The organism is Streptomyces sp. NPDC058145 (genome assembly GCF_042884245.1).
Classification (GTDB): Bacteria; Actinomycetota; Actinomycetes; order Streptomycetales; family Streptomycetaceae; genus Streptomyces.
The window spans coordinates 391643-413144 of record NZ_JBHVUH010000002.1 but is presented as its reverse complement, the minus strand read 5'-3'; the positions used below and the strand labels follow the sequence as shown (position 1 = coordinate 413144).

The following is a 21502-nucleotide window of genomic DNA, read 5'->3' as shown; positions in this document are numbered from 1 at the left end:
CCGGACGTCCCGCACCGGCCGCCACCTCAACCGACCGGGGCCGGCCACGGCCCCGGCCGGCCCGCCTCCCGGCGGTGAACTCCCGGCCCGCGGCGGCCGATCGAAGACCTGAGAGAGAGCAACTGTGGACGACAAGCGCAAGCTGCTGCTGAGCCTGCTGGCCGCCCGCGACCCGGGCCAGACCCCGGCGGCCGGCGAGGGCGTGGCGATCGTCGGCGTCTCCGGCCGCTACCCGCTGGCCGGCACCGTCGGCGAGCTGTGGGAGAACCTGCGGACGGGCCGGCACTGCATCCGCGAGGTGCCCGCCGACCGCTGGGACGCCGACACGCACTACGACCCCGCCGGGACCCACGGCAGCTACAGCAAGTGGGCGGGGTTCATCGACGACGTCGACAAGTTCGACCCGCTCTTCTTCCAGATCTCGCCCGCCGACGCCGAGGCCATGGACCCGCAGGAACGCCTCTTCCTGCAGACCGCCGCGGCCGTCCTGGACGACGCGGGCCACCCGGCCGCCCGGCTCGCCGCACGCGGCCCGGTCGGCGTCTTCGTCGGCGTCATGAACAACAACTACGAGTGGATGGGCGGCGAGGCGAACGCGCGCGGCGTGCGCACCGACGCCCACTCCAACCACTGGTCGATCGCCAACCGGGTGTCCTACACCTTCGACTTCACCGGCCCCAGCCTCGCCGTCGACACCGCCTGCTCCGCCTCGCTCACCGCGATCCACCTGGCCTGCGAGAGCATCCGGGCGGGGGAGTGCCGGGCCGCCGTGGCCGGCGGGGTCAACCTGATCCTGCACCCCATGCACCTGCGCATGCTGGCGGACCGCGGGATGATCTCCCACGACGACCGGCTGAAGAGCTTCGGCGCCGGCGCCGACGGCTTCGTGGACGGCGAGGGCGTGGGCGCCGTGCTGCTGCGGCCCCTCGCCGACGCCGTCGCCGACGGGGACCGCGTGCTCGGCGTCATCCGCGGGTCCGCCATCAACGCCGGTGGCAAGACCGGCGGTTACACCGTGCCCAGCGCCACCGCGCAGGCCGAGGTGATCCGCGGCGCGCTGCGGCGCGCCCGGGTGGAGCCGGCCACCGTCGGCTACGTGGAGGCCCACGGCACCGGCACCCCGCTCGGCGACCCCATCGAGATCGCCGGCCTCGCCGAGGCGTTCGGCGGCCGGTCCGGCGCCGAGCGGCCGGCCGTCGCCGTCGGCTCCGTGAAGTCCAACATCGGTCATCTGGAGTCCGCCGCCGGCATCGCCGGACTGACCAAGGTGCTGCTCCAGCTGCGGCATCGCGCGCTGGCCCCGTCGCTGAACTCCGCCCGCCGCAACCCCGGCATCGACTTCTCCGGCACGCCCTTCGAGATCCAGCAGGCCCTCGCCCCCTGGACACCCGCGGAGCCGGACACCCCGCTGCGCGCGCTGGTCAGTTCCTTCGGCGGAGGCGGCGCCAACGCCTGCGTCCTGGTGGAGGAGTACCGGCCCGACACCGCCGATCAGGCGCCCGCCGCCCCGGACGGCGAGCAGTTGCTGGTGCTCTCCGCCAAGAGCGAGGACCGGCTGCGCGCCTGCGCCGCGGACCTGGCCGCCCATCTGCGCCGCGCCGGCGGGCCGGCCCCGGACGCGGACCCCGACAGGGCTCTCGCCGAGGCGCAGCGCCTGTGCCTGGACCTCGCCGCGCGCACCATCGGCGTGCCCGCCGAACACCTCGACCTGGGCACCGACCTGGCCGAGTGCGGGTTCTCCGTCACCGAACTCGCCCGCTACCACGAACTGCTCGCCGCCGAACTGGACGGCGAACCGCCCGCCGCCCTCGGCGCGGCGGCCACCATCGGCGCCATCGCGGGCGCGGTGGCGGCCGTACGGCGACCGGCCCCGATCACCGCGCCCGCGCCCGGCGCGCCGCGACTCGCCGACGTCGCCCACACCCTCCAAGCGGGCCGCACCGCCCATGAGTTCCGCCTCGCCATGCCCGCCCGCCGGTTGTCCGAGGCGGCCGCCGCGCTGGAGGCGTACGCCGCCGGGGGGACCGACGTCCGGATCACCACCGGCCGCGCCACCCGCACCCGGGTCGTCCTCACCGGCGCCGAGGCCGAGGCGCTCGAAAGCGCCCTGGAACAACCGGACTTGACGGCGGTCGCCGAGCGGTGGGTGGCGGGCGCCGACGTCGACTGGTCCCGTATCACCCCCGCGACGGCCAGGCGGACCGAGCTGCCCTCCTACCCCTTCGCCCGCAAGCGGTACTGGATACCCCGGCCGCCCGCCGTCCCCGCGAAGCCCGCGCCCGAACCCGTCGTGGAACTCCCCGACTTCTACCGCCCGGTGTGGGTGCGCGAGGCCGCCCCCGCCGCTCCGGCGGCGCCGCGAGCCGGCCGGACCGTGGTCCTGGTGACCGCCGCCTCACGGCGGCTCGGCGAGGCGGTCGCGGCCCGCGACCCGCTCGCCCGCGTCGACCTCGTCGCGCTCGACGAACAGCCCCCGGAGGCCTGGCTGAAGGCCACCGAGGGCGCCGACCTGGTGATCCACCTCGGCGGGGCGGGCGCCGCCGTCACCGACGCCGTCGGTCTCGGCCAGGCGCGCGAGCACCTGCGGCACGGCCCGCTGTCCCTGTTCCACCTGGCGCGCGCCCTCGCCCCCACCCGCCTCGTCGTGGTCACCAGCGACGTGCACGCCGTCGCGGGCAGCACCGCCGCCAACCCCTTCGCCGCCGGACTGCACGGACTGCTCCAGGTCGTCGCCAAGGAACGGCCCGACCTGAGCGTCAGCGCCCTGGACTGCGCCGGCGCCGACCTCGACGGCGACCGGGCCACCGAAGCCCTCGTGGACGCCGTGCTGGCCCTCCCCGCCGACCCCGCGGGACGCACCGTCGCCCTGCGCGGCGGAGTCCGCTACGTCCGCCGCCTCGGCCGGGTCACCCTGCCCGAACCCGGCCCCGTCTTCCGCGATCGCGGCGTCTACCTGCTCGTCGGCGGCACCGGGGGCATAGCCCAGGAACTCAGCCGCCACCTCGCCCGGCACCATCAGGCCCGGCTGGTCTGGTTCAGCCGGAACGAGCCCGGCCCCGCACAGCGCGCGGTCGCCGACGAGATCCGCGCCCTGGGCGGCGACGTCACCCACGTCCCCGGCGACGCCTGCTCCGTGGCCGACCTGACCGCCGCCGTCGACGAGGCACACCGCCGGTTCGGCGCCCTGCACGGCGTCGTGCACGCCGCCATGGCCTTCGACAACCACCCGCTGGCCGAGCTGGACGAGGCCGCGTTCACCGCCGCCATCCAGGTCAAGACCGTCGGCGCCGCCGCACTCGCGGCCGCCGTCGCCGGCCGGCCGCTGGACTTCCTGGCCTACTTCTCCTCGGCCGGCTCCTTCGGCAGCTTCGCCGGCAACGGCGCCTACATCTGCGCCTCCGCCACCGAGGACGCCTACGCCCTGTTCCTGCGCGACCGGCTGCCCCACCCCGTCACCGTCGTCAACCAGGGGTACTGGGGCCAGGTCGGCTCGGGCGCGCGACCGGGCCTCGCCGAGATCTTCGCCGGACTCGGCATCCGCGACTTCGGCCCCGCCGAAGGCATCGCCGCCGTGCGCCGCGTCCTCGGCAGCGGACTGCCCCAGGCGATGCCGATCCGCGCCGGCCGGCGCGCCCTGGAGGCCATGGGCCACGACCCGGCCCTGGACGGCGAACTGGCGGCCGGCGGCCATCCCGCCACCCTCGCCGGGTCCGCCACGAGCCTGGCGGCCGGACCGGGCCCGGACCCCGCCGCCCGCCGCGTCCTCACCGGATACGAGGAGCTGGAGGCCGTCTCCGCGCCCATGCTGCTCGGCGTCTACCAGCGCATGGGTGTCCTGCGGCGCTCCGGCGAACGGCACGGCGCCGGGGAACTGCGCACCCGCCTCGGCATCCTCGACCGGTTCGCCCGCCTGCACGAGGCACTGCTCAACATCCTCACGGACGCCGGCTACCTCACCCGCGACGGCGACCGGATCACCACCACCGCGGCGGTCGACACCGTGGACCAGGCCGAGGCGGCCGGACGCTGGGAGGCGGAGTTCGACCGGATCGCCGCCGCCCACCCCGACATCGAGCCCACCGTCACCCTCAACCGGCTCTTCCTCGACGCCTACCCGCGCATCCTGCGCGGCGAGGTGGGCGCCACCGAGATCATGTTCCCCGGCTCCTCGATGAAGCTGGTGCAGAACTTCTACAAGGGCAACCCGCTCACCGACTCCTTCAACCTCCTCGTCCGCGACACCGTCCGGCACTTCCTCGACGCAGCGCTGCCGCAACTCCCCGCCGACCGCCGCGTCGAGGTGGTCGAGCTGGGCGCCGGCACCGGCGCCACCAGCGAACGCGTCCTGCCCGCCCTGGCACGCCACGCCGACCGGGTCGGCTACACCTTCACCGACATCTCGCCCCGCTTCCTGGAACACGGCCGCGAACGTTTCGCCGCGCAGTACCCCTTCGCCCGCTTCCAGGTGCTCAACCTCGAACGCGGCCTGGCCGAACAGGGCTTCACCCCGGCCACCGCCGACCTGGTGCTCGCCACCAACGTCGTGCACGCCACCAGCGACCTGCGGGCCACCCTGCGCAAGGCCAAGGCCCTGCTGCGCCCCGGCGGCTGGCTGGTGCTCAACGAGCTGACCTCCGTACGGCCCCTGCTCACCATCGGCGGCGGTGTCCTGGAGGGCTGGTGGGCGTTCGGGGACGGCGAACTGCGGCTGCCGGACTCGCCGCTGGCCTCCCCCGCGGGCTGGACGCGGCTGCTGCACGAGGAGGGCTACGCCCCCGTCACCGCCCTCGGCGCCGACGACCCGGCGCTGGGCCAGACCGTGCTGGTCGCCGAGAGCGACGGCGTCGTGCTCACGTCGGACCCGGCCGCCCGGACCACCGCCCCGGCCCCGTCCCGCCCCGCCGAGCCGCGGACCGCTCCGGCTCCGGCCACCGAACCGGCCGGCCCGGCTTCCGGCGGCGCCGACGGCGTAGGGGAGCGGCTGCGGGAACTCGTCGAGCGCGTACTGAAGCTGGACGAGCGGATCGACGCCGACCGGCAGCTGGCCGACTACGGCTTCGACTCGCTCAGCGGCATGAAGATCGTCGCCGCCGTGGACGAGACGTTCGGCGTCGCCGTGCCGCTCGGTGACTTCTTCGAACGCCCCACCCTGCGCGAGCTGACCGCCCACCTCACCGCCGGCCGGCTGGCCGACGCGGCCGCCCCGAAGCCCGCCCGGGCCGACGCCGCACCGGCCCGGGCCGGACAACGGCGCCAGGACCCCGGTCCGGGAGCCGCCGCGGCCGCCGAACTCGTCCTGCGGCCCAGGACCGACGCGGAGCAGTGCGTCCATCCGCCGAGCGAGGGCCAGCGCGCCCTGTGGGTGATCGAGCAGATCACCCCCGGCACCTACGCGTACAACCTGCCCCTCGCCCTCTGGCTCGACCGCGACCTCGACGTCCTCGCGCTGCGCACCGTCCTGCAGGACATCGTCGACCGGCACGACGCACTGCGCGCGACCGTCCGCACCGGCGACGACGGCACGCCGTACGTCCGGGTCGCGGCCGAACCCGAACTGCCCTTCCAGCAGGTCTTCCTGACCTCCGTCACCGACGACGAGCTGCGCGAGCGGATGCGCGCCGAGCTGCGCCGCCCCTTCGAACTGCCCACCGGACCGCTGGTGCGGGCCACGCTCCACACCCTCGGCGACGGCCGCAACGCGCTGCTGCTCACCTTCCACCACGCGGTCTTCGACGGCGTCTCCATCGCCCTGCTGCTGCGCGAACTGGAGCGCGGCTACCGCGCGGTCCGCGCCGGCCGGGCACCGGACCCGGAGCGTCCCGCCCGCGGCTACGCCGACTTCGCCGCCTGGCAGCGCGACCTGCTCGCCGGCGACGAGGGCGCACGGCTGCGCACCTACTGGACCGAACGGCTGCGCGGCCGCCGCACCGCCGTGCCGCTGCCGCTGGACCGGCCCCGCCCGGCCGTCCCCGGCCACCGCGGGGCGAGCCTGGACGGGCACATCCCGGCGGACGTCACGGACCGGGCCCGCGCGCTGGCGTCGGCGGAGCAGACCTCGCTGTTCGGCGTGGTCCTCGCGGCCTGGTTCGCGCTGCTGCACCGCTACGCCGACCAGGACGACATCGCCGTGGGCACCCCCACCGCGGGCCGGCCGCCGAGTGGCTACGACGACGTGCTCGGCTACTTCATGAACATGGTCGTGCTGGCCGAACGCGTCGACGGCGGCGAGGAGTTCCGCCGCCTCATCGGCCGCGTCCACCGGACGGTGCTGGACGCCCTGGACCACAGCGCCTACCCGCTGATCACCCTCGCCGAGGACCTGCGCCGGGCCGACCCCGAGACCGGCGCACCGTTCAACGTCGCCTTCTACTTCCAGAACTGGACGCGCGCCGCCCGGACCGGCGACCCCGCGGACGCAGTCGTCCTCGGCCCGGTCGAAGGCGTCCACCAGGAGGGCGAGTTCGACCTCACCCTGGAGGTGGTCGAGCAGGCCGAGGGCTGCCGCTACACCCTGAAGTACGACCCCGACCTGTTCGACGAGGCCACCGTGGCCCGGCTCGGCGAGCACTTCGCCACCCTGCTGGCCGCGGCCGTCGACCGGCCCGCCACCGCCGTCGGCGAACTGGACCTGCTCACCGCCCCCGAACGGGCCCTGCTCGCCGCGCCCGAACCCGCCGACTACCCCGAGGACACCCTCGTCTGGCAGCTCGTACGGCGGCAGGCCGAGGCACGGCCCGACGCCACCGCCGTCCGCCACCGCGACACCGCACTGACCTACCGCGAACTCACCGAACGCGTCGACGCCCTCGCCGCCCGGCTCACCGCGGCCGGCGTCGGCCGCGGCCGCACCGTGGGCGTCCTGCTGCCGCGCGACGCCGGTCTTCCGGTGGCGCTGCTCGCCGTCCAGGCGGCCGGCGGCACCTACGTGCCGCTCGACCCCGCCTACCCGCGCGACCGGCTCGCCTACATGGCCGAGGACGCCAAGCTCCACCTGATGCTCACCCACTCGTCCGTGACCGGCGACCCGGGCGGTGTGCCACGGCTCGTCGTCGACACCGCCGAACAGCCGCCCGCCCTGCCCTCACCGGGCCCGGCCGGCCCGTCCGACACCGCGTACGTCATCTACACCTCCGGGTCCACCGGCCGCCCCAAGGGCGTGTGCGTCCCGCACCGCGCCCTGACCAACTTCCTGTGGTCGATGGCCCGCGAACCCGGCTGCGGACCGGGTGACACCCTGCTGGCCCTGACCACCGTCTGCTTCGACATCTCCGGTCTCGAGCTGTACCTGCCGCTGATCACCGGCGCGACGGTCGAGATCCTCCCGGCCGAGGACGCCCGGGACGGCCTGCGGCTGCGCGAGGCGCTGGAGGCGAGCGCGGCCACCGTCGTCCAGGCCACCCCGGCCACGTGGAGCATGCTGCTCGCGGCCGGCTGGCGGGGCGAGGCCCGGCTGAAGGTGCTGTGCGGCGGCGAGGCGCTGCCCGCCGGCACCGCCGAGGCCCTGCTCGCCGGGAACCAGGAGGTGTGGAACCTCTACGGGCCCACCGAGACCACCATCTGGTCCGCGGCCTGCCGCCTCGCCCCCGGCGAGCGCGTCACCATCGGCACGCCCATCGCCAACACCGTCCTGCACGTCCTGGACGGCGCCCGCAGGCCCGTCCCCACCGGCGTGGCCGGCGAGCTGTACATCGGCGGCCACGGCGTCGCCGACGGCTACCTCGGCCGGCCCGAACTGACCGCCGAGCGCTTCCTGCCCGACCCGTCCGGCGCCGGACCCGACGCCCGTGTGTACCGCACGGGCGACCTGGCGCGCCGCCTGGCGGACGGCCGGATCGAGTACCTCGGCCGGATCGACTCCCAGGTCAAGGTGCGCGGCTTCCGGGTGGAGCTGGAGGAGATCGAGGCGACCCTGCGCCGCGTCGACGGCGTCCGCGAGGCGGTCGTCGTGGCCCGGGGCGCCGCCGCGGGCTCGCACACCCTGCTCGCCTGCTACGTCCTCGACGACGGCGCGGCCGAACCCACCCGTGACCGGCTCGGCGCCTGGCTGCCCGAGCACATGGTCCCGGAGACCCTGCTGCGCGTCACCGGGTTCCCGCGCACCCTCAACGAGAAGGTGGACCGGGGCACCCTCGCCGCCCTGCCGCTGCCCGAACTGCGCGCCCGCTTCGGCGCCGGACCCGCGCGGCGGGAACCGGCACCCGCCGCGCCGCCCGCCGCCGGGGGCGGCCGGGCGGAGCTCGAGGCCGACCTGGCCCGCATGGTCGCCGGCCTGACCGGCCTGCGCCCCGAGGACATCGGCTCGCACACCCCGCTCGGCGAGACGGGCATGAACTCGGTGAGCTTCACCGCGCTCAGCGCCGAGCTGCGCAAAACGTACGGCATCACCGTCTACCCGACCCTCTTCTACCGCCGGGGCACCCTGCACGCCCTCGCCGAGCACCTGTGGCGGGAGCACGCCCACGAGCTGCCGGCCCGCTTCGGCACGGCAGGCACCGGCAGCGGGACGCCGGGCCCGGGCGACTCCGAGGCGCGCGAGGCGGCCGTGAGCCGGGACCGGAGCGCGCCCGGCACCGGCACGCGGGACACCTCCGGCGGCGAGCGGCACACCCCGGCCGGCGCCGACGTCGCCGTCATCGGGATGGCCGGCCGGCTGCCCGGCTCCGCCGACCTGGAGGAGTTCTGGGCGCATCTGGCCGCCGGGGACGACCTGGTCGGCGAGATCCCCGCCGACCGCTGGGACTGGCGCGACCACCCGCGCTCCCGTTCCCGCTGGGGCGGCTTCGCGCCCGGCGTCGACCGGTTCGACGCCGCGTTCTTCGGCATCTCGCCCCGCGAGGCCGAACTCATGGACCCGCAGCAGCGGTTGATGCTGGAGACGGTGTGGTCGGCCGTCGAGGACGCCGGGTACCGGCCGTCCGAGCTGGCCGGGAAGCGCGTCGGCGTGTTCGTCGCCGTCACCAACTCCGACTACCTGGAGGTGCAGCGGGCCGCGGGACGCGGCACCGAGGGCCACACCCTCACCGGCGCCGCGCTGTCCGTCATCCCCAACCGGGTGTCGTACCTGCTGGACCTGCGCGGCCCCAGCATCGCCGTCGACACCGCCTGCTCCGGCTCACTGACGGCCGTCCACCAGGCCTGCGCCGCCCTGCGCGACGGAACCTGCGACCTGGCCATCGCGGGCGGCGTCAGCCTCATCCTGGCCCCCGGTGTGTACGAGGCGCTCAGCCAGGGCGAGATGCTCAGCCCCGACGGCCGCTGCAAGGCCTTCGACAGCCGCGCCGACGGCTATGTGCGCGGCGAGGGCGCGGGCGTGGTGCTGCTCAAGTCCCACGACCTGGCCCGCCGGGACGGCGACGCCGTGCACGCCGTGATCAAGGCCGCCGCCGTCAACCACGGCGGCCGGACCACCTCGCTCACCGCCCCCAACCCCGACGCCCAGGCCGACCTGCTCGTCGACGCCTACCGGGGCGCCGGGGTACCACTGGACACCGTCGGCTACATCGAGGCACACGGCACCGGCACCGCGCTCGGCGACCCGATCGAGACCACCGGCCTGAGCACCGCGTTCCGGCGGATCCGGGCCGAACAGGGGCTCGCGGAGACCGCGCGGCCCTGCGCCATCGGCTCGGTGAAGACCAACATCGGCCACCTGGAGGCCGCCGCCGGCATCGCCGGCCTGTTCAAGGTGGTCCTCGCGCTGCGGCACGGCACGATCCCGGCCAGCCTGCACTTCCGCGAGCGGAACCCCTATCTGGAGCTCGACGGCGGCCCCTTCGAGGTCGCCGCCACCGCCCGGCCCTGGCCGCGTCCGCGGGACGCCGCCGGAGCGGAGCAGCCGCGCCGCGGCGGCGTCAGCTCCTTCGGCTTCGGCGGGGCCAACGCGCACATCGTTCTGGAGGAACCACCCATGCCGGATGACCGCGACGACAGCGCGGCCGAGCAGCTCTTCGTGCTGTCCACCCGCGACGGCGAGGCGCTGCGCCGCTCCGCCCAGCGGCTCGCCGACCACCTCGGGCGGCACGACGTCCCGGCCGCCGATCTCGCCCACACCCTGCAGACGGGCCGCGAACCCATGGCGCACCGGCTCGCCGTCGTCGCGGACAGCGCCGCCGGGCTGCGCGCCGAACTGCTGGCGCACCTGGCCGGGCGGCCCTCGGCGGTGCGCACCGGTCAGGCGGCGGACGGCCGCCCCGGCATGCCGGCCGCCGGCCCCGGCGACCTGTGGGGCCTCGCCGCCGACTGGCTGCGCGGCGCCGACGTCGACTGGTCCGCCCTCCACCGGGGCGCCCGCCGCCGGGTCCACCTGCCGGCCTACCCCTTCGCCGGGCCCCGCCACTGGGCGACTCCCGGCACCGCCGCAGCGCCCGTGGCGCCGGCCGTCTCCGCCGCTCCGGAAACCGCCGCCGGTCCGGGCGCCCCCGCCCGTCTGCACCCCACCCTCCTGGACACCGACGTCTCCAACCCCGGCGAGCACGTGTACGCCAAGACGCTGACCGGGGACGAGTTCTTCCTGCGCGACCACGTCGTCGGCGGCGAGCGCGTCCTGCCCGGCGTGGCCTACCTGGAGATGGGCCGCCTGGCCGGTGAACTCGCCGCCGCCGGCACCCCCGTACGCGGGGTGGACGACCTGGTGTGGGCCGCGCCGGTGCGGCTCCCGGCGGGCCGGGCCGAGCACCGGCTGACCGTCCGGGTCACCGGTGACGGCGCGCACCACTCCTTCGAGGTGTGCGGTGACGGCGCGGGCGCGCCGGTGCACGCCGCCGGCACCCTCCGCCTCGACGCACCGGGCCCCCGGCCCGCTCCGGTCGACCTGGCCGGCATCCGCGCCCGCAGCCCCCGCGTCGCCACCGGGGAGGACTGCTACGCGGGCTTCACCCGGCTCGGCTTCGCCTACGGCCCCGCCTTCCGGGTGATCGAGGAGATCGCCGAGGGCCCGGACGAGGTGCTGGCCACCCTGGTGCTGCCCGAAGCGCTGCACGCCGACGCCGGCGCGTACGTCTTCCACCCGGCGCTGCTCGACGCCGCCCTGCAGACGGCCGGCCGCCTGGTACCGGGCGCGAGCGACCCCGCGGGCCCGGCGCCGTACCTGCCGTTCTCGCTCGGCGCGGCCCGGCTCCACGCCCCGCTGCCCCGGCGGGTGTTCGCCCACGCCACACCGGCCGCGCGCCCGGCCCCCGAGGGATCACTCTCCTTCGACGTGGCCCTGCTCGACGAGCACGGCACGGCCGTCGCCACCCTGGAGTCCTTCACCCTGCGGGCGCTGCCCACGACCGGCACCGTGGCCGCCTTCGAACCCGGGTGGCAGTCCGCGCCCCGGCGCCGGCCGGGCCCGGCCGGCACGGTCCTGCTGCTGACGCCCGCCGGCGGCACCGCGGCCACGCCCGACGAGGCCGGGCTCGGCGCGGCGCTGCGCGCGGCCGGCGCCGAGGTGCGCCGGGTCCCGCTGGGCCCGGGCTTCGACGCCGCGGCGGCCGTCCGCGCCGCGGGGTCCGGCCCGGTCCGCGTCCTGCACCTGTCCGCCGGCGAGCCGGACTGCGAGGCGGCGGTGGAGTCCGGTTTCCACACCGCGCTGGCCTTCCTGCGGGCCTGGCAGCTCGAACGGCGTGACGCGCTGACCTATCTCCACGTCCACCCGGAGCCTGCCGCGTCGCCCGCCGACCCGGCCCTGGCCGCCTTCGCGCGCTCGGTCCGGCTGGAGCACCCGGCCATCGCCTTCGGCGTGCTCGCGGTCGCGTCCGGCACCCCGGCCCGGGACGTCGTCGCCGAACTCCTCGCCGAGGGCGGCCCGGAGACCGAGGCACGGCTCACGCCGGACGGTCCCGAGCGCCGTTCCTGGCACCGGACCACGCTGCCGGCCGTCTCCGGCTCGGCGTTCACCGGTGCCGGAGCGCACATCGTCACCGGCGGAACCGGCGCGCTCGGCCTGCTCGCCGCCGAGCACATCGCCGCCGCCCGCCGCGCGGCCGGGGTGACCGCCGGCGGCATCGTCCTCGCCGCCCGCACCGCCCCCGGCGCCGCGACGCGGGCCCGCGTCGACGCCCTCGGCGCCCGCGTCGTGCTCGCCGACATCGCCGACCCGGGGGACGTGCGCGCGCTGATCGCCGAAGCCCGCGGCGCGTACGGTCACGTCAGCGGTGTCCTGCACGCCGCCGGTGTGCTGCGCGACGGGCTCCTGCGCGGCAAGGAACGCGCCGACGCGGACGCCGTGCTGGCCGCCAAGGTGCGCGGGACCACCCTGCTGGACGAGGCCACCGCCGGGGAACCGCTGGACTACTTCGTCGTCTACTCCTCCGCCGCGGCCGCGTTCGGCAACGCCGGCCAGACCGACTACGCCTTCGCGGGCGGCTTCCTCGACCGCTTCGCCGAGCGCCGCGAGGAGCGGCGCCGGGCGGGCACCCGCCGGGGCCGCACCCTCTCCGCCGCCTGGCCGGTGTGGTCCGAGGGCGGTATGCGCGTCGACGCCAAGGCCGAGGAGTACATGGACCGCGTGCTCGGCATGCGCCCGCTGGCCACCCGTCCCGCCCTGGACGCGCTGGAGCGGGCCCTCGCCGGCACCGCGCCGGCCCTGCTGCTCGCCCCCGGCGACCCGGCCCGCATCCTCACCGCCCTGTCCGGCCCCACGGCCGCGCCGCCCGCCCCGCCGGCCGCACCCCGGCCCGGTGCCGACGCCGAGTCGGGTTCCGCCGCCGGCGCCGGATCGCGCGAGGAGGCCGAACGGCTGGTCCTGCGGCTGCTGGCACAGGAGCTGAAGACGCCGGAGGCGGACATCACCGTCACCGAGCCCTTCGACCGGTACGGAGTGGACTCCCTGATCACCATGAGCCTCATCCGCGGCCTGGAACAGCAGGTCGGACCGCTGTCGAAGACCCTGCTCTTCGAGCACGTCACCGTCCGCGACCTGGCCGCACACCTCGCCACCGCCCACCCCGGCGCCTTCACCACCGCCGCACCGGCGATCGCCGGGACCGTACCGGCGGTCCCCGGGACCGAGCCGCCGGCCGCCGGTACCGCGCAGCCCGCCCCGGCGGCGGTGACGGTCTCCGCAGTGCCCACCGGCGGCGCGGACGACATCGCCATCATCGGCGTCGCCGGCCGCTACCCCCAGGCCGGCGACGTCACCGAGTTCTGGCAGAACCTGCGCGACGGCCGCGACAGCGTCGAGGAGATCCCGGGCGACCGCTGGGACCACGGCATCTTCTACGACCCGGACAAGTCGGCCACCGGCAAGACCTACGGCAAGTGGGGCGGCTTCGTACGCGGTGCCGACCGCTTCGACCCGCTGTTCTTCCGGATGTCGCAGATCGAGGCCGAGCACACCGACCCGCAGGAGAGGGTGTTCCTGGAGACGGTCTGGCACCTGCTGGAGGACGCCGGCTACACCCGCGAGCAACTGCGCGGGGGGCGCACCGGCGTGTTCGTCGGCATGATGTACGGCCATTACCAGCTCTACGGCGTGCGGGACGCGCTGCGCGGCGAGGGCTTCGCGACCTCCTCGTCGTACGCCTCCGTCGCGAACCGGGTCTCGTACTTCTTCGACTTCACCGGCCCCAGCGTCGCCCTGGACACCATGTGCTCCTCGTCGCTGGTCACCATCCACCAGGCCTGCCTGGCCATCCGCAACGGCGACTGCGACGTCGCGGTGGCGGGCGGGGTCAACATCTCCAGCCACCCGGTGAAGTTCCTCCAGCTCGCCCAGCGCGGGTTCCTCGCGGAGGACGGCCGCTGCCGCAGCTTCGGCGAGGGCGGCACCGGCTACGTCCCGGCCGAGGGCTCCGGCGCCGTACTGCTCAAGCGCCTGGACGCGGCCGTCGCCGACGGCGACCGCGTACTCGCCGTGGTGAAGGCGTCCGCCGTCAACCACGGTGGCGCGGGCGCCGGTTACAGCGTCCCCAACCCCCGGGCACAGGGCGACCTGGTGCGGGCCGCGCTGGAGCGCGGCGGACTGCGCCCCGCCGACCTCGACTACCTCGAGGCGCACGGCACCGGAACCGCGCTCGGCGACCCGGTCGAGGTCAACGGCATGCTGCGGGCCTTCGAGGGCGACCTGCCCGAGCGGCTGCCCATCGGCTCGGTCAAGTCCAACATCGGGCACGCCGAGTCGGCCGCCGGCATCGCCGCGATCACCAAGGTGCTGCTGCAGATGCGGCACGGCGAGCTGGCCCCGTCCCTGCACGCCGACCGCCTCAACCCGAACATCGACTTCACGTCGACCCCGTTCGAGGTCCAGCGCGAACGGGCGCCCTGGCCGCGCCGGGTGCCGGCGGACGGCACCGTCCGGCCGCGGACCGCGGGCGTCAGCTCCTTCGGCGCGGGCGGCACCAACGCCCACATCATCCTTCAGGAACACCTCGGCCCGGACGCGCCCGCCCCGACGGCCCCGGCCGGGCCGCACCTGGCGGTCCTCTCCGCCCGGGACGCCGACCGGCTGCTCGCGCAGGCCCGGCGCCTGGCCGCCCACCTGCGCGCGGAGGCCGGCGGGGCGACGGCCCAGCAGGTCGCCTGGACCCTGCAGACCGGGCGGGAGGCCATGGCCCACCGGCTCGCCGTCCTCTTCGAGGAACTGCCCGAACTCGTCGCACGACTGGAGGAGTTCGCGGCCGGTGGCAGTCCCGCCGGCAGCTGGGCCGGCGTGGTCGACCCGCGCCGCCCCGCCCCCGGCACACCGCTGCCCGCCGACCCCGCCGCCCTGGCCGCCGCCTGGACCCGGGGACAGACCGTCGAGTGGACGGACCTGCACCACGGAGGGAACCCGGGCCGGGTGGCACTGCCCGGCTACCCCTTCGACGGGGACCGGGTCTGGCTGGCCGCCGCCGACGCCGAACTGGCCGCCCTCGCCGGCGCGCCCGCGGACGGGGGCATGCTCCTCACCCGGCGGTGGACGCCCGCCCCGCCCGTCGCCCGCACGGCACAGCCGGGCCTGACCGCCGTGCTGGCCGCACCCGGCACCGAGGCACTGGCCGCCCGGCTCGCCGCCCTCCTGCCGGCCGCCGAGGTGCTCACCACCGACCTGCTGGACGCCGAACTCGGCGCGGACGGCACCCGCTGGGACCGCTTCGACGCCGTCGTCGACCTGGCGGGCTGCGCCGGCACCGGTCCGGCGCCCGACCACACCACGCTGCCCACCTGGCTGCGCTGGCTGCAGCACCTCGTCGACCGCGGCCGCCGCGACCTGCGCGCGCTGCTGGTCACCCGCGTCACCCCCGAGGGCGCACCCGGCCTCGGCGGCGCGGCCCGCATCGGCCTGTACCGGATGCTGCAGAGCGAGTACCGCCACGTCCGGTCCCGCCACCTGGAGATCGACGGCGCGGCCGGCGACGAGCGGCTCTGCCGCTGGGTGGCCGACGAGCTGTGCCACGACGACGAGCCCGCCGAGGTCGCCTACCGCGACGGCACCCGGCACCTGGCCCGGCTCACCGAGGAGCCTGGCGGGGCGGGCGCCGCGCCGCGCTTCCCGGCCGGCCACGTGCTCTGGGTCACCGGCGGCACGCGCGGCATCGGACTGCTGACCGCACGTCACTTCGTCGCCGCGCACGGGGTGCGCAAGCTGGTCCTCACCGGACGCGAGGAACTGCCGCCGCGTGCCGAGTGGGCCACGCACATCGCCCAGGACGGACCCCTGGGCCGCAAGCTCCGCCCGCTGGCCGAACTGGCGGGCCAGGGCGTGGAACTGGAGGTCCTCGCGGTGCCGCTGGAGGAGCGGGAGGCGCTCGCCAAGGCCCTCGCCGACGTCCGCGGGCGGCTCGGCCCGGTCGGCGGCGTGGTGCACAGCGCGGGCGTCACCGACTTCGAGAACCCGGCGTTCGTGCGCAAGCCGCACTCCGGCGTCGCCCGTGTCCTCGGCCCGAAGGTGTTCGGGCTCGACGCCCTGCTGGAGGTGTTCCGGGACGAGCCGCTGAGCCTGTTCGTCGTGTACTCCTCCGTCGCCGCCGCCGTACCGGCCCTCGCGGTCGGCCAGAGCGACTACGCCATGGCCAACGCCTACCTGGACGCGGTCGCCCTGCACCGCCCGTACGGGCTCCCGCTGGTCAGCGTGCAGTGGCCGAGCTGGAAGGACACCGGCATGGGCGAGGCCCGCAGCGCCGCCTACCGGGCCTCCGGGCTGGCGACGCTCTCCGACGAACAGGGACTCGCCCTGCTGGAGCGGGCGCTGGGCAGCGGCGCCAGGGTGGTCATGCCGGTCGTGCCGCGCCCGGACGCCGGCTTCGACCCCGGACGCCTGACCGCCCGCCGCCTCGACCCCGCATCGGCCACCCTCACGTCACCGGCCGCCCCCACGGCGCCCGCCGCGCCCGCCCCCACGGCCCCCGCCGCGCTCGCCCAGGAGCCGGACGGGGACGGCCAGGTGCGTGCGGCGGTCGACGCGGCCGCCTCCTGGCTGCTCGACCGGCTCGCCGAGGAGCTGCGCTTCGACCGCGCCCGGCTCTCCGGTGACGTACCGGTCCAGGACTACGGCATGGACTCGATCATGGTCTCCCAGCTGGTCCAGTCCGTCGCCAAGCGCCTGGACGTCTCCGTAGACCCGTCGGCGCTGCTCGAACACCCGACCGTCGACGCCTTCGCCGGGCACCTGGCCGAGGCGCACCGTACGGAACTCCTGACCGTCTTCGGTACTCCGACGCAGGAGACCACGCCCGCACCCACGCCGGCACCCGCATCCGCCCCCGCACCGGGCCCCGCCCCGGCCGGGCCCCCGGCCGGCACCCCCGCGAACGGCTTCCCGCGCGACCGGGACACCGCCCCGGCGCCCGCCCCGGCGTCCCCCGCGCCCGCCGCGCCGACGGCGTCGGACATCGCGGTCGTCGGCCTGTCCTGCCGCTTCCCCGACGCCGGTTCCGCCGACGCCTACTGGGAGCTGCTGCGCGAGGGCCGCTCGGCGCTGCGGCCGGTCCCCGAGGAGCGCTTCGGCCGCCCGCTCGGCCACCACGCCGGCCTGCTGCCCGGCGTCCTGCGGTTCGACCCGGAGGCGTTCCTGCTGTCCGAGGCGGACGTGGCGGCCATGGACCCGCAGGCGCTGCTGCTGCTCGAGGAGGTCAACAGCGCCGTTCACCATGCCGGTTACCGGCCCGCCGACCTCAAGGGCCGCAGGATCGGCGTGTACGTCGGCGGCCGCGCCACCCACACCCCCGACCCGGGCGCGCTGGAGCGGTCCAGGAACCCGGTCGTGGTGACCGGACAGAACTACCTGGCGGCGAACGTCTCGCAGTTCTTCGACTTCCAGGGCCCCAGCCTGGTCGTGGACACCGCCTGTTCCTCCGCCCTGGTCGCGATGGACACCGCCGTGCAGGCGCTGCGGTCCGGCTCGGTGGAGGCTGCGGTCGTCGCCGGGGTGAGCCTGCTCGCCGACGACCGGGCGCACCAGGTCTTCGGCCGGCGCGGACTGCTCAACCCGGGCCCGGAGTTCCACGTCTTCGACCGCAGGGCCGCCGGACTCGTCCTCGGCGAGGGCGTCGGCGTCGTGGTCCTCAAGCCGCTGGCCGCCGCCCGCGCCGCCGGCGACCGGGTGCTCGCGGTGCTGCGCGGCATCGCCGTCAACAACGACGGCCGTACGGCGGGACCGGCCACCCCCAACCTCCAGGCGCAGAAGGCCGTGATGACCGAGGCGCTCGCCCGCAGCGGCCACGCCCCGGGGGACGTCGGCTGGGTGGAGACCAACGCCACCGGGGCCGCCGTCACCGACCTGCTCGAACTGAAGGCGATCGACGGCGTCTACGGCACCACCGCGGCCCGCTCGGCCCCGGTCGCCCTCGGCTCCGTCAAGCCGAACATCGGCCACCCGCTGGCCGCCGAGGGCATCGCCGCGTTCATCAAGGTGGTGCTGATGCTCCACCACCGCACCCAGGTCCCGTTCCGCTCCGGACAGGAGCCGCTGCCGCACTTCGACCTGGACGCCTCCGCGCTGTACTTCCCGCGCGCGGCGGCCCCCTGGCCCGCCACCGCCGAAGCCGCCGCGCTCAACTGCTTCGCGGACGGCGGCACCAACGCGCACCTGCTGCTCTCGCCCGCCCCGGCGGACCACCGCGCCACCCGCGCCCCGCTGCCCGAGCCCCCGCTCGACCGCAGGGTCGTCGTACGGGGCGCCGGCGGCCGGTCCGAGGTCTCCATCGAGCCCGCGGCACCCACCGAGCCCGCTCCAGCCGCCGAGTCCGCGACGGCGGGCCTGTTCTGGGACACGTACCGATGAGCGGCACCGCCCCGGGACCGCTGCCCGTGGTCTTCATGTTCTCCGGGCAGGGCTCGCAGTACTACGGGATGGGCCGGGAACTCTTCGCCGAGAACGAGGTGTTCCGCGCGGCCCTGCGCCGCCACGACGCCGTCGTGGCCGAGGAGCTGGGCGAGTCCGTGCTCGCCCGGCTGTTCGACCAGGGCCGGCGCCGCAACGACCCCTTCACCGACACCCGGCTCACCCACCCGGCGATCGTCATGATCGAGCTCGCCCTCGCCGAGACCCTGCGCTCGGCCGGGGTGGAGCCCGACCACCTGCTGGGCTCCAGCCTGGGCGAGTACGCCGCGGCCGCCGTCTCCGGCAGCATCGCGCCCGACACCTGCCTGCGGCTGCTGGTCCGCCAGGCCGAGGGACTCGGGGCCGGCCCGCGCGGCGGCATGCTCGCCGTGCTCGCCGGGCCCGGGGTGCTGGACCGGGTGCCCGCGCTGCGGGCCTGCGAGATCGCCGCCCGCAACTATCCGGGCCACTTCGTGGTCGCCGGCACGGACGACGACCTCGACCGGGCCGAGGCCGCACTGCGCCGCGCCGACGTGCTGCACCAGCGTGTCCCCGTCGAGTACGCCTACCACTCCCGCCTGATGGACGAGGTGCTCGGCGAGTGCCGTGCCTCGCTGGACGAGGTCGAGTTCGCCCCGCCGGAGCTGCCCTGGGTGTCCTGCGTGGACGGGGAGTTGGTCGAGCGGCCGAGCGCCGAGCACTTCTGGCAGGTGGCCCGCAGACCCATCGAGTTCCAGCGGAGCATGGACCGGATGCGCGCCCGCGGCGACTTCCTCTACCTGGACCTCGGCCCCTCGGGCACCCTGCACAACTTCGTCCGAGGCAACCTCCCGGCGGGCACGCGATCGAAGTCGCTCGCCCTTCTCAGCCCGTTCGGCCACGACCCGGGCCTGCTGGACAAGGCCCGCGAACTGGCCGCCCCGGCGACACGGAACCGACCGAAGACACCAAGGAAGGCACATCGCATGAAGGTCTACGGTTTCCCCGGCCAGGGGTCTCAAGCGCGGGGCATGGGCCGGCAGCTGTTCGAGAAGTACCCCGAGCACACCGCGACGGCCGACCGTGTGCTCGGCTACTCCCTCGCCGAGTTGTGCGTCGACGACCCCGAACGGCGCCTGGGGCAGACGCAGTTCACGCAGCCCGCGCTCTACGCCGTGAGCGCACTCGGCCATCTGGAGCGGCAGGCCGAGGACCCCGTGCCGGCCGACTACCTGATCGGCCACAGCCTCGGCGAGTACGTGGCCCTGTTCGCCGCCGGTGTCTTCGACTTCGAGACCGGGCTGCGCCTGGTGCAGCGGCGCGGCGCGCTGATGGCCGAGGCCGGTGGCGGCGGCATGGCGGCCGTGGTCGGTCTGGACGAGGCGGGTCTGCCGCGGGTCCTGGCCGAGGCGGGCATCGAGGACGTCGACATCGCCAACCACAACGCCCCCGACCAGCTCGTGCTCTCCGGCCCGCGCGAGTCCGTCGAGACGGCCTGCGCCGCCGTGGAGGCCGCGGGCGCCCGCGCGGTGCGGCTCAACGTCAGCGCCCCCTTCCACTCCCGCTACATGCGCGGTACGGCCGAGGAGTTCGCCCGCTTCCTCGACGGGTTCACCCTGCGGGCGCCGGGGGTGCCGGTGCTGGCCAACGTGGACGGGCAGCCGTACGACCCCGACGCGATCAAGGAGACCCTGACGGCGCAGATCGTCTCGCCGGTCCGCTGGACCGACACGGTGCGCCGGCTGATGGGCCACGGCGACTTCGACTTCGTCGAGATCGGACCCGGCCGGGTGCTGACCAACCTGGTCGCGAAGATCAGGAACACCGCGGAGCCGCTGCCCGCCCCCACCCCGCGCCCCGTCCCGTCCGCGCCCGAACGGCGCACCCCGGCCGCGCCCCCGGCGGCCGCCGCCGGGGCACCGCTCACCGCGCCGGTCACCGCCGCGGTGACCGCGGACACCCTGGGCGCCGCCACCTTCCGGGAGCGCTACGGCCTGCGCCGTGCCTACCTGCTGGGCTCGCTGTACGGCGGGATCTCGGGCCGCCAGATGCTGGGCGCGGCCTCGAAGGCGGGCCTGCTCGGCTTCCTCGGCACCGGCGGACTGACCCTGGAGGAGGTCGACGGCAGGCTCCGGGAACTGGCCGGCGACCTGGGGCTCGGCGGTGCCTTCGGCGTCAACCTGCTCTACCGGCACGGCGCCCCGCAGGAGGAGTCGGCGCTGGTGGACCTGCTGCTGCGGCACGGCATCGACCTGGTGGAGGCCTCCGGTTTCCCGCTGCTCACCCCGGCCCTGGTGCGGTTCCGGCTCAAGGGCGGCCGGATCATCGCCAAGGTCAGCCGCACCGACGTGGCCGCCGAGTTCCTGGCCCCGCCGCCCGAGCGGCTGGTCGCCCGGCTGGTGGAGACCGGCGAGGTCACCGCCGAGGAGGCGCGCGCGGCGGCCGGCCGCCCCATGGCGGACGACCTGTGCGTGGAGGCCGACGGCGGCTGGCTGACCAGCACCGCCGACCTGCTGACCCTGCTCCCCGCCGTGCTGCGGCTGCGCGACGCGGCCACCACCGCGTCCGGGCACCGGGTCCACGTGGGCTGCGCGGGCGGCCTCGGCACCCCGGAGGCGGTGGCGGCGGCGTTCCTGCTCGGCGCGGAGTTCGTGCTGACGGGCTCCGTCAACCAGTGCTCCGCAGAGGCCGCCACCAGCGCCGAGGTGAAGGACGTCCTGCAGGCGGCGCGGGAGTACGACGTGGATACGGCGCCGTGGGGCGAGCTGTTCGAGTTCGGCACGCGGGCCCGCTATCTCAAGCGGGGCCTGTTCTTCCCGGCGCGGGCGTCCCGGCTGCACGAGCTGTGGCGCCGGCACACCTCGGCGGCCGAGCTGGACGACGAGACCATGACCCAGATCCTCGACCGCTACCTGGGCGGCGCGCACCCGGCGCCCGCGGCGCCCGGCGCGGACCCGAAGCAGGAGCTGGCGGAGTTCTTCCGGGCCTACTTCACCCGTGGCCTCCGGCTCGCGGTGACCGGCGACGACCGGCACCGGGTGGACTACCTGGTGCACTGCGGGCCGGCCATGGGCGCCTTCAACCAGGTGGTCGAGGGCACCGGTCTGCAGCCGTGGTCCGCCCGCACGGTGGAGGCGATCGCCGACACCCTGATGGAGGGCGCGGCCGCCCACCTCACCGCCCGGCTGAGCACCTTCCACCGGGCCGGCTGACACCGGGGCGGGCCGGGCGGGGACCACGCACCCGCCCGGCCCGCCCGGAGCGTTCGGCGGCTTCGCCCACCGGGACGGCGCGTGCCTATGA

At 76.0% G+C, this 21502-nt stretch carries 2 protein-coding genes; both read left to right on the top strand.

The features are described from left to right. Window positions 1–124 precede the first annotated feature (124 nt). Window positions 125–18181, top strand: coding sequence for an amino acid adenylation domain-containing protein (locus tag ACFVVO_RS05850; protein ID WP_390052029.1), 18057 nt, complete (start codon window positions 125–127; stop codon window positions 18179–18181). Beyond that, on the top strand, window positions 18178–21411 hold the full coding sequence (gene fabD, locus ACFVVO_RS05845) for an ACP S-malonyltransferase (RefSeq protein WP_390052027.1): 3234 nt from the start codon (window positions 18178–18180) through the stop codon (window positions 21409–21411). The genes ACFVVO_RS05850 and fabD overlap by 4 nt, the downstream gene beginning before the upstream one ends. Window positions 21412–21502 lie beyond the last annotated feature (91 nt).